Genomic DNA, 13707 nt, shown 5'->3' with positions numbered 1-13707 from the left:
AGAATAAAGATGTAGACTTGATTAAGAATGGGTTTTAAAATAACAATAGTAATTTAATCCAATGAAAGCGATTTTATTAGAAAAGGGAGATGCTCTGCTTGCCTAAATATTTACTGCGTCTGCTCTGCTTTACGATGATTCTTGGGGCCCTGCCGGTCATTGTGATTGGTTCCGTTTCCTATACGATTGCTTCGCGTGATATCGAACAGAAGGTGCGGGAGAGCAATCTTCAAATATTACATCAGACCCAGATGCGAGTGGAACAGGTATTACGAAGCTTACAGCTGTCCGCGATCCAGTACGTCAATTCACCCTTGGTGCTGCGGTCAATGAAGCAGCCGCTTGACAGCAGCGAATTTCAGGAAATTCGTGATCTGACATCTGGGTTCAACAACCTGCAGGCCGTGACAAGCATCGATCAGGCTTACCTCGTGAATCTTGATGAGGACTGGGTCGTATCCATGCGTTCATTTGGCAGGCTGAATGACTTCAGCATTCGAGACCGGATCGGAACTTATCTTACATACACCAACAGTTTGTTCTGGGTGACTCAAAATAAAAGTTCATCCAAAGAGAGTGTACCTGTATCGGCAGGCATGGGAGAGGCTTTAACAGAACAGGCGCCAGCCATGATCTCTTCTGATAATGTAGTCAGCATGGTTTTTAAAATTCCAATGGTTCCGACAAACGTTAAACCCAAGGGGTTTCTTGTCATCGATATTGCAGATGCCGAGCTGAGCAGCTTTTTGAGTCGAAATCCGAATTCAGGTGATCTGTATGTTCTGGACAAGGATCAAAGATATTTTTTAAATGACACGAATTATGGAAATAAATACGACCTGCTGAACAAAGATATTCAGGAGACGGTTCGGACGACAGGGGAAGCACAAGGTTTTTTCAGTGCAGAAGTGGAGGACAAACCCGTAGCCGTCAGCTATAGGCAGTCGCCGCTAAATGGCTGGTTATATGTATCGGTTGTATCCCTTGGCCAGATCACAGCCCAGTCGCAAAAAATTGCCGTGGTCACCGGGGTGGCCACGTTGATTATGTTATGTGTCACAGGGCTTGTAGCGATATACGGCAGCCGGCGCATGTATTCACCGATCTCAAGACTGCTGCAGTTTACGAAAGCGCTGGATTCACCGCTTCCTCCATCAGGACGCCGTCAGGATGAGTTCATCTATATCGAAGAACGATTATCGACACTGTTTAGTTCAGAAAAAACGATGCGTGAGCAGATGAAAGGGCAGCATGTCCACCTTCAGGAGTTTTTTATGACCAAGCTGCTGACAGGCAGGATATCGGAAGAGGACTTCAGATACCAGAGCGACGTGTACGATTTTCCGACGGGTTGGTCCCATCTGGGTGTACTGATGCTGCAGATCGATACACTTGAAGGCACGAGGTATGAGGAACAGGACCGGGATTTGCTGCTGTTTGCGGTCAACAACATGGTCGGTGAGCTGCTGCCTTCTGCAATCCGGTTTACACCTGTCATGCTGGATGATGCGCAGGTTACTGTACTTGCTTCTGAACTGGACGATGAAGTGCAGCTGAAGGAGTGGATGCATACACAGGCGGATTGGATTCGTGAACGAATCGTAACATATCTGAACCTGCCGGTAAGCATAGGCATTAGCCGGGCATACTCCCGCATTGGAGATACGCCTAGAGCGTATCAGGAGAGCAGGCAGGCTCTGCAGGGAAGAGTCAGCCTGGGCAGCCGTATCATTTTACACTACGAGGATATCCAGCCAAGAGGTCAGATGGAAGCTGCGCTGTATACGCAGCTGCGAATGATCGAAGATCAATTGGCCTCTGCACTCAAACAGGGGGACGAAGAGAAAACAGATACCTATTTCACACAATATTTAGGGCTGCTTGCGGACAAGAAACTTCATTTCAGTGAGTATCCGGTCATCATGGTACAGCTGTTGTCACGAGTATATCAATTGGTTCAGGAGCAGGGCGGGGATGTGGCGGAAGTGCTGGGAGAGAAGGCTTCCATGGCCTATCTGCTCAAGCTGTCTACTTTAGACGAGATGACGAACTGGTTCCGCAAGCGATTATTTCGGCCTGTGATTCGTTTTTGGAAAGAGCAGGAGGAGTCACAGTACATGAATATCGCCCGCCGGATGATTCGACTGATTGAAGAGCGGTATGACCGGGACCTGTCACTGGAGGCCTGTGCGGAAGAACTGAACTTCCATCCCGTCTATTTGAGCCGGGTATTCAAGAAGGAAGCAGGCGTTAATTTTACCGAATATCTTGCCGAGTACCGGATGGAAAAAGCCAAAACATGGCTGCAGACAACCGATCTGAAAATAGCGGAAATCGCCGAAAAATTAAATTATACGAACCCCACGGCATTTATCCGTACATTCCGCAAAATAACAGGAACAACTCCCGGCAAGTACCGGGAGCAGCAGCGATAGAGCAAAAAACCACATGGCCTGCTCTGCCCACCACGGCAGGCAGGCTTTTTGGCATTCGGCTTGAGGGTGTTCCAGACGAAGCGTCTGTTCAAAAGGCTGAGTTAAACCGGGAACATCCAGGTTAAAAGCGGTCCATTATGTGTAATATCCTGCACTCAGAAAACGCTGAAACCCTTGATAGCCAAAGGAAAACAAGAAGCTAAAACGAGATGATAGCCAGTGATTGCATTTATCCGCCACAATGGAGACATGAATTCAGGAAGTGATCTTTTGTAATCGTTTCCAACGTGGGGAGGAAGACACTATGAAAGCCGAAACGGCGGCTCGGACACGTCCCGCTGCCCGCAGTGACAAAAACCTGCTGTGGAGGGACATCATCAAAAATCGGTGGCTGTATATTATGCTGCTTCCGGGAGTGCTTTACTTTGTTATTTTTAAATACATACCGATGTATGGCATCACGATGGCTTTCCAGGATTATACGCCGTACAAAGGCATTCTGGGGAGCGATTGGGTAGGATTCAAACACTTCCAGCGTTTCTTTGGAGAACCGCAGTTCTGGACATTGTTCCGAAATACGTTTTTGCTTGCGATCTACAATCTGGTTTTCTTTTTTCCACTGCCAATCGTACTTGCCTTGATGATGAATGAGGTCCGGCGGGAGCGATTCAAACGATTCGTACAGACATTGGTTTACGTGCCGCACTTTGTTTCCTGGGTTGTTGTAGTCGGTGTGTTCTACATGCTGTTTACGACCGAAGGCGGCGCAATCAACGAACTGCTCTATAATCTGACGGGACAAAAAATTGCTTTCCTGCTTGAACCGGGATGGTTCCGCACGATGATTGTAGGACAATCCATCTGGAAAGAGGTAGGGTGGGGTACGATTATCTTCCTGGCTGCACTCTCTGGCGTAGATACACAGCTCTATGAAGCTGCCCGCATTGACGGGGCTAACCGCTGGCGCCAGACCTGGCACATTACGCTGCCGGCCATTCGCAGTACCATCATTATCCTGCTCATTTTGCGTCTGGGTCACTTCCTGGACACAGGCTTTGAACAGATCTTTCTGATGCTGACACCTACCAATCGTGATGTCGGCGAGGTGTTTGATACCTACGTGTACACGAAGGGTCTTACTCAGGCACAGTACAGCTATAGTGCTGCTGTCGGATTGTTTAAGTCGGTTGTCGGTCTTGCGTTGGTGCTTGGTGCCAATACGCTGGCCAAAAAATTCGGGGAGGAAGGCGTCTATTAACGCAGCTTAGGCAGACGCTCTTCATCAGACAGGAGTGAACATTAGATGCAGCAGGACAAAACATGGGGCAACCGAATCTTTGATTTTATGAATCATGGTTTCCTGTTATTGATTGGAATCGTAACTGTAATTCCTTTTATTTATATTTTGGCTGTTTCGTTTACCAGCCCGCATGAGGTGGCTAAAGGCGGATTTATTCTTTTTCCAAAAGAGTTCTCCTTGGCCGCTTATCGTTACATTTTTTCCACGGATACATTGATACGCAGTCTCGGTGTGTCGATCTATATTACGGTTGTTGGCACACTGATTAACCTGCTTGTTACGTCACTTATGGCTTACCCGTTGTCCAGAAAATATCTGCGCGGACGTCAGCCGATCCTGCTGGGAGTGCTGTTCACAATGCTGTTCAGCGGCGGTATGATCCCAACGTATTTTGTCGTAAAATCCCTGCATCTCACGGATACACTGTGGTCTCTGATGCTGCCAACGGCGATCAGTGCGTTCAACCTGATTGTGCTCAAAAACTTCTTCCAGGCCATCCCGGACGAACTGGAAGATGCCGCTAAAATCGACGGGTGCAACGATGTCAGCGTATTGTTCCGCATTGTGCTTCCGCTGTCGATGCCAGCGATGGCCACCTTCTCGCTTTTTTATGCGGTAGCACATTGGAACAGCTTCTTCAGCGCCGTCATCTACATCAACGATAGTGAAAAGTGGCCAGTCCAAGTCTGGCTGCGTGAGATTGTTATTCTTGCACAGAGCCGGATCGGGGATACCAGCATTGAGGAAACCGAAATCCAGCCGCTTACCATCCGCATGGCCGTTATCGTGTTCTCTACCATTCCGATTATGCTTGTCTACCCATTCCTGCAGAAGCATTTCGCCAAGGGAGTGATGCTTGGTTCGGTAAAAGGTTAACATGGGGCAGTCCACCGGCATGAAGTGCTTTCGAGAAAGCAAAGAGATGCTGCTTCCTGTGGTGAGGACTGAAGAGCTGCAGGAACGGAGAACGGACATATGTTTTAAATTCTGAAGCTGCAGTTGTATGTCAATGCGATTGTATATCAAAGGGAGGTTTTCATGAGATGAGAGCAGTAAAAAAGAAAGCCGTGGCTGTTTTGAGTATACTGGCTCTAGTGAGCGGGTTGCTGGCAGGATGCGGATCGGATGAAGGCCAGGCCGCCGAAGGCGGCATGCAGAACGTATCCATTGCTATTGCACAGGTAGGTGACGTGCCAAGCAAAGGCAATGAAGTTCAGAAAAAAATCGAAGAGTATACCAACACCAAGCTGGATATCCAGTGGATTCCGGCCTCGGCTTACAATGACAAAATCAATGTTATGATTGCCTCCAGCGACATGCCCAAAATCGTCAAGGTGCAGTATAACCCAACGGTGACCAGTGCAATGCGGAATGACGTGTTTTGGGAAGTAGGACCTCTGCTGAAGGATTACAAAAACCTTTCTGCCCAAAATGAACGTTTCTTCAACAACATCAAGGTTGAGGGTAAAATCTACGGCGTGCCTGTATTCTCTGATATTGCACGGGCAACGGTTATCTACCGTAAGGACTGGTTCGATAAGCTGAATCTGAAAGTACCAACAACACCGGATGAGTGGTACGAAACGATCAAAACGCTGTCCACTTCCGATCCAGAAGGCGACGGGCAGGCGAATACTTTTGGACTGATGCTGTTTAAAAAGTATAACGAAGACCAGTATTCCTTCACGACACGGCTTGGTGTAAGTTTCGGTGCGCCGAATAAGTGGAAGGTTGAGGATGACGGCAGCTTCACCCCTGAATTCATGACACCGGAATATATGCAGGTGCTGGATCTGTTGAAGCGGCTGTATGAAGAGAAGCTGCTCAACCAGGATTTTGCCGTATTCGATTCAACGGAAGCGGAGAAAAAGTATGATTCCGGCGTAGTTGGTATGCGAGTGGGTGTGGCGCAGAACGGTAAAAGTCAGCAGGAACGTCTGTCCAAAAATAATCCGGATGGCGTAGTGGATATTGCGGGTCTGCTTGGACCAAACGGTGACCGGGTAGCTGGACAGACAGGTAATTCAGGCATCCTGGCATTCCCGAAAGCAGCAGTGAAATCAGAAGAAGAGCTGAAAAATCTGCTTTCGTTCATCGATAAACTGATGGACCCGGAGATGGCCACGCTGCTGATGCGTGGTGTGGAAGGCAAGCATTACGCTAAAGTTGGAGATAACGAGGTGGAAATGAGTGACTTTGATGCCTTCCAGCGTGAAGTGAAACCTTATCGTGACAACTTCCCTTATATTGAAGGCTACAATGTGCCTAAACTGAAAGATACCGAGCTTGGGGAGAAAGGCACAGCACTGGTGAAAGAACTGGCAGAACATGCTGTACCCAATCCTGCTTTGACGCTGTATTCCCCAACATATGGTGACCGCGGGGCAGACCTGGATCAGATGATTGCCGATGCACAAACCAAATATATCATGGGCAAGATCGATCAGAACGGCTGGGAAAAGGAAGTTGAGAATTGGGCTAAAGCAGGCGGAAGCAAAATTCGCGAGGAATACGCTGAAGATTACAAAAAACAGGCTCAATAAGGAGCGAAACCGGAGGTTAAATCATGAAGGAAACGCTGCAGCATACACCTATGCGTATGGCTGACCAATATATGGAGAGTTATCGCAGCCATGAGCTGTATACGACTTGGCATTATGAAAATGGCTGTCTGCTCAAAGCACTGGAAGAGCTCTACGCTCGTACAGGCGAACAGAGATATTTTGATTATATCCAGGAGCTTATGGATCATTTCGTTCAGGAGGACGGGTCGATTCGCTCCTACACGGTAGAGGAATATAATCTGGACCAGATTAACCAAGGAAAATCGCTGTTTTTTCTGCTGGAGAAGACGGGTCAGGAAAAGTATCGCAAAGCATCCGAACTGCTGATAACGCAGCTGAAAGGACAGCCTCGTACAAGTGAGGGCGGGTTCTGGCATAAGAAAATCTATCCATTCCAGATGTGGCTGGATGGATTGTATATGGCGACACCTTATTTGACTCAATATGGAGCCGTTAATGGTGAAGCAAAGTGGTTTGATAAAGCTGCGCTGCAGCTGCTGCTGGTGGAAGCACGCACTCGTGATCCGCGCAGCGGGCTGCTCTACCATGCCTGGGATGAGAGCAAAGAGCAGCGCTGGAGTTCCGGCGAGACGGGATGTTCGCCGCATGTTTGGAGCCGGGCTGTGGGCTGGTATGTGATGGCGGTTGTTGATACGCTGGATTATCTCCCGGTCGATCATGAGCAGCGCGGGCAGATTATCGGTATTTTCGAGCGGCTCGCCAATGCGCTTGTTCATGTGCAGGATCAGCAGACCGGTTTGTGGCCGCATCTGCTGGATCAGCCGGGGCGTGAGCGGAATTATCTGGAAGCCTCGGGCACCTCGATGTTTGTTTACGCATTGGCGAAGGGCGTGCGCAAAGGGTACTTGAGCGGAAAGTTCAAGGCGATCGCGGAAAAAGGATATCAGGGTCTGCTGCAGCATCTGCTGCAAACAGATCAGGAAGGTATACTTTCCCTGACACAGTGCAACGGAGGAGCAGGCCTTGGGGGAACACCTTACCGTGACGGATCTTACGAGTATTACGTGACCGAATCCATTCGTATTAATGATCCGAAATCGGTTGCTCCGTTTATTTTGGCGGGAGTAGAGATGGAGCTGGCGTAACGCTGGTTCTTTTCTCAAAAATATTATGATAACGCATACATTCTGAGTCGGAGGCATCTGTGAGTAAGGAATGAGGGCAAGTTCGCTGAACAATAGGCTTATCCAAAAGGAGAGATGGTTCATGAGTCCAAAAGGTCCAAAACGTTCAAGAAGCTCTATGTTTCGCGTGGGAAGCTTTATTATCGTTGGTGCTGTATCTGCTGGTCTCCTGGCAGGATGCGGAGTAGAAAAAGCACCAGCTGCGGGGGAAGGCAGGCTGCCGATTTCCATCTCATTGATGCAGGTAGGTGATGTGCCCAGCAAAGAAAATGCAGTGGAGAAGAAGATTGAGGACTACACAAATACCGATGTAAACGTGCAGTGGATTCCGCAGTCGGCATTCGACGACAAGGTGAATGTGATGGTGGCATCAGGGGAGATGCCAACGATTATGCGTGTCAATTACGTGCCAACCACATTTAATGCCGCAAGGACTGGACTGTTCTGGGAACTGGGACCTTATCTGAAAGATTATAAAAACTTGTCTGCCCAGTCAGAGGCCCATTTTAACAATATCAAAATCGAAGGGAAAATTTACGGCATCCCGAACTTCCGGGATATTGGCCGGACGGCTATCGTTTATCGTAAGGACTGGTTTGATAAGCTGAAACTGGATATTCCGAAATCACTCGATGATTGGTATGAGGTTATGCGTTCTGTCCGCAAGGACGATCCGGATGGTAATGGCAAGGAAGATACGTACGGTGCACTGCTTTTTAAAAAATATAATGAAGGTGTCTCTTCACCCCTGACCAGGATTGCTGTAAGTATTGGCGGAGTTAACAAATGGGGTGTGGACGATGCCGGGAAATTAACACCAGAGTTCCTAACACCGGAATATGTGGATACGATGAAGCTGTTCAAGCGTCTGTTCAATGAAGGGCTGATTAATAGTGATTTCCCTGCACTGGACCCTTCGGATGCAGACAAAAAAATGGATTCGGGTCTCGTGGCCATGAAACTGAACGGTGTCGCCCAGAACGGAAAATCATCGCAGCAGCGGCTTACACCTAATGCACCGGATGGTGTCATTGATGTAGCGCCATTTCAAGGTACGGATGGCATTCGTATTGCTGGTGAGCCAGGAAACTACGGTATGCTTGTCATTCCGAAAGCCTCTGTCACGGACGAGGAGCAGCTGAAAAAAGTACTTACATTTCTGGACCAACTGATGGATGAAGAACTCAGCACGCTGCAGCTGCGTGGATTGCTGGATGTGCATTATACCAAGACCGCTGACGGTAAGACGGAACTGAAAGATTTCGATGCTTACCAGCGTGAGGTCAAGCCGTACCGTGATAATCTGCTGAGTGTTGAAGGATATAATGTGCCTGAACTTGTCGATGTTCCAATTGGTATGAAAGGCACGAAGATGGCTCGTGAAAATGAACAGTATGCGGTTGCTAATCCTGCACTTACCCTTTCCTCTGAAATCTACACGGAGCGCGGTCAGGAACTGGATCAAATGATCTGGGACGCACAGACCAAATACATTATGGGCAAGATTGATGATGCGGGCTGGGAGCAGGAAGTTGGCAAGTGGAGAAAAGCAGGTGGTGACCAGCTCATTACGGAGCTGGAAGCTTCGTATAAAGAGCTGAACGGAAAATAAATGAGGGTGAAATAAAAAGACTTGATTTTATGTGATGAAAAGGTTTAATCTATAAAAGAGTAAATATTCCAAAATTTTATAAGTGAGACCGACCTTAAAGCATAAGGCTGTGAATCTGCGGATTCATGGCCTTTTTTGTGTATTCAGGGTGAGAAACGGGTCTTCGGAAGGAGGGATACTAACCTTAGAATAAGGGGGGAGAGTTATGAAAATATACCATATTACTAGATGTCCGTGGTATAATATTAACTATTATACCAAATTTAGGATTTTACGTTCTTTATGACAAGAACAAAAAAAGGTCGTGTAGATGGAGCAACCCCAAACTAAGGTACATAGGAGCGTGAACAAAGTGAAGTTGAAGCAGGTGGGACAGGGGAAGAAGAAAAACGCTGTTGGTTTGATTGGAATGTTGACTGCCGTTTTGATGGCAGGCAGTTATTTTTCCTTTGGAGCGGAACCCGGGCAGTGGACGACGACAGCGAGTGCGGCAAGTGTGAGTGATAATGCGATAACCCAGTTCAAGGATATTAAAGGCCATTGGGCTCAGGCCGCGATGGCCAAAGCGTACGAGAAAAAACTGATCTCCGGTTACCAGGATGGAACATTCCGGCCTAATGGCAGGATCACCCGCGGGGAATACGCGGCGATACTGGCTCGTGCGACCAGAATTGAGAGTGTTGAGGGGCAGGAAGCAGCTCCTTTTCCCGATCTTCAGGGCCATTGGTCTGAACCGGCAGTTCGTCAACTGGTCGGACAAGGTTTCATTCATGCTGGTGATTATGCAGGCGGCTTCAAGCCGAATACGGAGCTGACGCGGTACGAGATGATGAAGTGGATTGCAAACGGATTGATCCAGTCAGACCGTAGTTTTCAAGATGCTTTTAACGATACGAAGAATACGCTGCTGCCTACACCAGAAGTAAATCGTGGAATGATCCGTGATGAGCAGATTCCATACCTCGCTCTTGTACGCGGAACAGGCATTGTAAGTGGATTTCAGGATGGGACGTTGAAACCGGCAGATACAACCACTCGTGCAGAAATTGCGTCTATTATACTTCGATACATGGAAGTGGAGGGCAAAGATGCTTCGAAATACAGCGAGCTGAACGAGTTACGAGAGGTGGGAACAACTGGTACAAATTTAACGACGATTAGTAATTATAAGTATAGTTCTGGATCAGCCACAATTTCAGATTTATCAAGTGCTGACATTAGCCTTAGTAACAAGTCAGGAATATTACAAATTCATCGATTAATCGTTGTGGATGCCACTCGAAGCAAACCAAAAGGTATTTATGCTAGATTCTTTGTGCCTGATAAGTATGCGAGTGGCTCGTATAGAACCTTTGCAGATATTTCCTTCACGTCTAATCTGGAAAAATCAAATTTAATTACCTTTAACAAGGGGTTATCGGATTCACTGATACAATTTAATCGTATTAATTTGGATTTAGCTAAAGAACAACATAATGAAACGATACCTATGGATTCAGATCTTCTTATTAAAAAAGGAATTAAAAAAAGGTTTTGGATAACTTCAACTTTGAGGAATACATCATGGTCTTATTTTCTGAAATCTGATCATAAAGGAGAATTTAAAATTCAAAGGTAGTTTTGTAGGATGGTGAGTAATTTGTAATGAAAAAAGTGATATTATCTTGTTTAAATGTACTATTAGGATTATTGGTATTACAAATGTTGATTTTAACAGATGTACCATTAAACACGGTAAAAGCTGCTGCAAACGAATATGGCCCTAAATCAATGAAAAGTCCCCAGAAAGTAACTATTTTGGCTACCCCTACCGTAGGGAATCCTGGAGTGTACTGGTACCAAGAAAATAACGGACAGTTTAGAGCAGATCATTCAGGAGGTCCAACTTACGCAAATAATGTAGGTAGCTGTTCAAATCCATTTCCTGCAGCTACGGAAGTTCCTGATAGTGTAGATTTTAGTAAATGGCCACCTAAAAACTGGCCTGATTATAATAACAACCAAATCAATGCTTCTCAGATTCATAATGTACGTATTCATGATATTAGTTATCAAGGAAGATCAGATCAAGATTCATACACTGGAATAGGAGAAATAAGACCGCCTTTTTCTTCAACAATAGTAGGCATAAGAACAATTACTGGAGGGTATCATGTACCAACAGAAACAGAACCATTTAAAAATGGTGGGAAAACAACATCTGGTTGTCCAAAATATAACGTTGTATACTACACTCCGATGGATATTATCTGGGAGGGTGACTTAATCGAAGAAAAAGAAATTGACGTCACACCTGATGCTGCGCTGAAGATTGGTCAAACGAAGCAGATGACAGCCAAAGTGAAGACGAAAAACTATGGTTCCACAGCTTGGGGTGAAGGTGTTGATGTGTCTGGCAGGGAGGCCGAGATTAAGTGGTTTACTTCGGATGAGACGGTCGCAAGTATTGAATTGAAGACGGGGATGTTAAAAGCTAAAAGTCCGGGTACCGTTACGGTACGTGCAATCTGGAACAACGGGACCTATCTTATCTCTGATACAGCCACCATTAAGGTTACGTCCGAGCCGGGATTGGTGGTGAATCTGCCTAATGCATGTAAGTCGTCAACGACACTATTGCAGGCAGAGGCTGTTTTGACTAAACCGGATGGGAGTATCCACAAGGTCACGGCACATCCCAAATTAACTTGGTACAGCTCCAATTCAGCAGTTGCGGTGATCGGTGCCGATGGCAAACTGACGACTAAGGGCATTGTGGGCAGCACGATGATTAAAGCTCATTTCCGGGATAGCGCCCAGCGTCTGGATGAGCAAGCTGAACAGGAGCTTGAGGTCAAGGATTGTTCGGATGGTGGAGGTACAGAAGGTGAAGGCCCAGGCGGTAATCCGCCGAATGCCTGTCCTGTCGGCATCAGTCCGCCAAGTAGAGGTGCAGTGATCGAGGCTAAGGTGATGGATCCTTCAGTTCGGGGTGTACTTCAGGCAGATACTCGGGGTGCAGAGAAGTTTGATGTCATTCAAGGAATCCCTACGTCGGAAGACTTGTATGCAAACGTGATGACCAAAGGCTACCTATTCCAGCACCGATGGGTGAATATGACTGGCACGGTCACTTATACGGTTAATGTCAAGAAAATGTACCATAAAACATGGACAATTCCGGGGCGTGCATCAAGTGGAAAAGATGATCCAGGAACAGAAGCGGAGCCCAAAGAAGTGGACGTGCCTATAGAGCTTTCTATGCAGGTAACAAGGACATACAGCTACTGGCAGATTGACCAGTTGGAGGTTTACAAACTGAATGAAGCGAGCATATCAAACTATGCGCTGGGCGGGTTTGGCGGTACCGTCACATTATCGCCAAATGCATATACGCCTCCAGCGTTACAGGCTGCAGCAGACCCCGAGGTGACCAGCCATGTCAAGGCGGCCAAATGCCAAGAACTTGATCTGGGTACCGAATCTGTTCCAGGTGGCTCCAAGGAACCGCCTACACCTGATGAAACTGCCCTGTTTCAATCTGAAGCTGAGGCTGAAGTTGGCGAAAATACCGTAAATAATGACAATGTGATTTTTGATGATGCAGTAGTTATGGATGCGGGTCCGGTTCAAAAAGAAGCCCCTAGGCCTGGAGTGATTCCAGAGCCGTATACGATTGGGGACGATGTGCTCTACCGGAGCGGATTAACGATCCAGAATACATTAATGAACAAAGCCGATCAGGCAACTACAGGTGTGATAAATTATGGTTTGCTGCCTGGAAACGTAAATGGTGGACAGAATCAGCGTTTTCCGATTCCAGGAATCAATCCGGTTACGGTACATACACCTGTCGTGAATTATTCATGGGTGTCTGATGACCAGGCGCATAATCAGAAAACGAACCCTGATCCCATGCGAGCTGCATTGATCCTGGAGCGTGAATTCCTGGTGCGCATCCCTACCACTGGACAGCACTTGGATACAGCGCGTTATCCGGGGTACGGTGATCGTGATTACGCAAAGTATTTTCGAAGTAAACAGGTGCGTTTTCCGTTTGATGTTTACACGGCTGACCGAAACCACTACATTCCAGCCGATACCTGGATTGATATTCCTATCCATCAACTGGACACCACCTTCGTACTTCCCGTGTGGGTCGATGAAGGAAACTATCAGATTGAGTTTTGTAACACTGCAGAGAATGCACCCATGAATTTCACAGAGCAATCGGATGCCAATACGAACCTGAACCATCATGCAGCTGTAGATACCATCGCTGTGGAGGTCATTGGCAGGCTGTACGATTTTCAGATAACGGATATCGCAGATTATAACTGGGAGAATGTATTTCGCAAACGACCGGGTAGTCCTGAAGCAGCAGGCATAAGTTACTGGACGGGTACCAACAAAATTGATGGTGATCCGCGAGGTAATTCAGCTCCATATGTTCTGCCGATTCGGCCAGGAAGTCATCCCGTGCAGGGATTTCGTAATGCTGCCGTAAAGACGGGGTACCATTTCAAGTTTGATGTAAAGACCAAGGGCAATATGTGTGCGACTTGTTTTGCTATAACTGAGTAAAGCCAGGAAAAGCAAGGACTTTTAAAAGTCTAACTTTCTATCCGAGGACAGGAATGAGGAATCCATGTTTTCCGAAACTGTCCCGTTG

At 47.0% G+C, this 13707-nt stretch carries 8 protein-coding genes; all 8 read left to right on the top strand.

The annotated features are described in order from the left end of the window. Positions 1 to 98 precede the first annotated feature (98 nt). On the top strand, positions 99 to 2435 hold the full coding sequence (locus MKY97_RS22160) for a helix-turn-helix domain-containing protein (RefSeq protein WP_342552429.1): 2337 nt from the start codon (positions 99 to 101) through the stop codon (positions 2433 to 2435). A gap of 304 nt (positions 2436 to 2739) precedes the next feature. Continuing rightward, a complete protein-coding gene (locus MKY97_RS22155; RefSeq protein ID WP_342552428.1) occupies positions 2740 to 3693 on the top strand; it encodes an ABC transporter permease subunit in 954 nt (317 codons plus the stop codon). A gap of 45 nt (positions 3694 to 3738) precedes the next feature. Next, positions 3739 to 4611: a carbohydrate ABC transporter permease gene (locus tag MKY97_RS22150; protein ID WP_342552427.1), complete on the top strand. Its 873-nt coding sequence runs from the start codon at positions 3739 to 3741 to the stop codon at positions 4609 to 4611. Between the two features lie 167 nt (positions 4612 to 4778). After that, positions 4779 to 6278: an extracellular solute-binding protein gene (locus MKY97_RS22145; protein WP_342552426.1), complete on the top strand. Its 1500-nt coding sequence runs from the start codon at positions 4779 to 4781 to the stop codon at positions 6276 to 6278. A 23-nt stretch (positions 6279 to 6301) separates the two neighbouring features. After that, a complete protein-coding gene (locus MKY97_RS22140) occupies positions 6302 to 7405 on the top strand; it encodes a glycoside hydrolase family 88 protein (RefSeq protein WP_342552425.1) in 1104 nt (367 codons plus the stop codon). Between the two features lie 121 nt (positions 7406 to 7526). Next, a complete protein-coding gene (locus tag MKY97_RS22135) occupies positions 7527 to 9056 on the top strand; it encodes an extracellular solute-binding protein (protein ID WP_342552424.1) in 1530 nt (509 codons plus the stop codon). 352 nt (positions 9057 to 9408) lie between these two features. Next, positions 9409 to 10674 (top strand): S-layer homology domain-containing protein, encoded by a 1266-nt coding sequence (locus MKY97_RS22130; protein WP_342552423.1) that lies wholly within the window; start codon positions 9409 to 9411, stop codon positions 10672 to 10674. A 620-nt stretch (positions 10675 to 11294) separates the two neighbouring features. Then, positions 11295 to 13619: a DUF5704 domain-containing protein gene (locus MKY97_RS22125; protein ID WP_342552422.1), complete on the top strand. Its 2325-nt coding sequence runs from the start codon at positions 11295 to 11297 to the stop codon at positions 13617 to 13619. The last annotated feature ends 88 nt before the right edge of the window (positions 13620 to 13707 follow it).

The sequence above is a fragment of the Paenibacillus sp. FSL R7-0652 genome, from assembly GCF_038595045.1.
In the GTDB taxonomy this organism is placed as follows: domain Bacteria; phylum Bacillota; class Bacilli; order Paenibacillales; family Paenibacillaceae; genus Paenibacillus.
This window is presented reverse-complemented; position numbering and strand designations above follow the sequence as displayed.

Coding starts and splice junctions, on each gene's coding strand:
- MKY97_RS22135 (WP_342552424.1), top strand. CDS start 7,527: ATGAGTCCAAAAGGTCCAAAACGTTCAAGAAGCTCTATGTTTCGCGTG.
- MKY97_RS22140 (WP_342552425.1), top strand. CDS start 6,302: ATGAAGGAAACGCTGCAGCATACACCTATGCGTATGGCTGACCAATAT.
- MKY97_RS22150 (WP_342552427.1), top strand. CDS start 3,739: ATGCAGCAGGACAAAACATGGGGCAACCGAATCTTTGATTTTATGAAT.
- MKY97_RS22145 (WP_342552426.1), top strand. CDS start 4,779: ATGAGAGCAGTAAAAAAGAAAGCCGTGGCTGTTTTGAGTATACTGGCT.
- MKY97_RS22125 (WP_342552422.1), top strand. CDS start 11,295: ATGGATATTATCTGGGAGGGTGACTTAATCGAAGAAAAAGAAATTGAC.
- MKY97_RS22155 (WP_342552428.1), top strand. CDS start 2,740: ATGAAAGCCGAAACGGCGGCTCGGACACGTCCCGCTGCCCGCAGTGAC.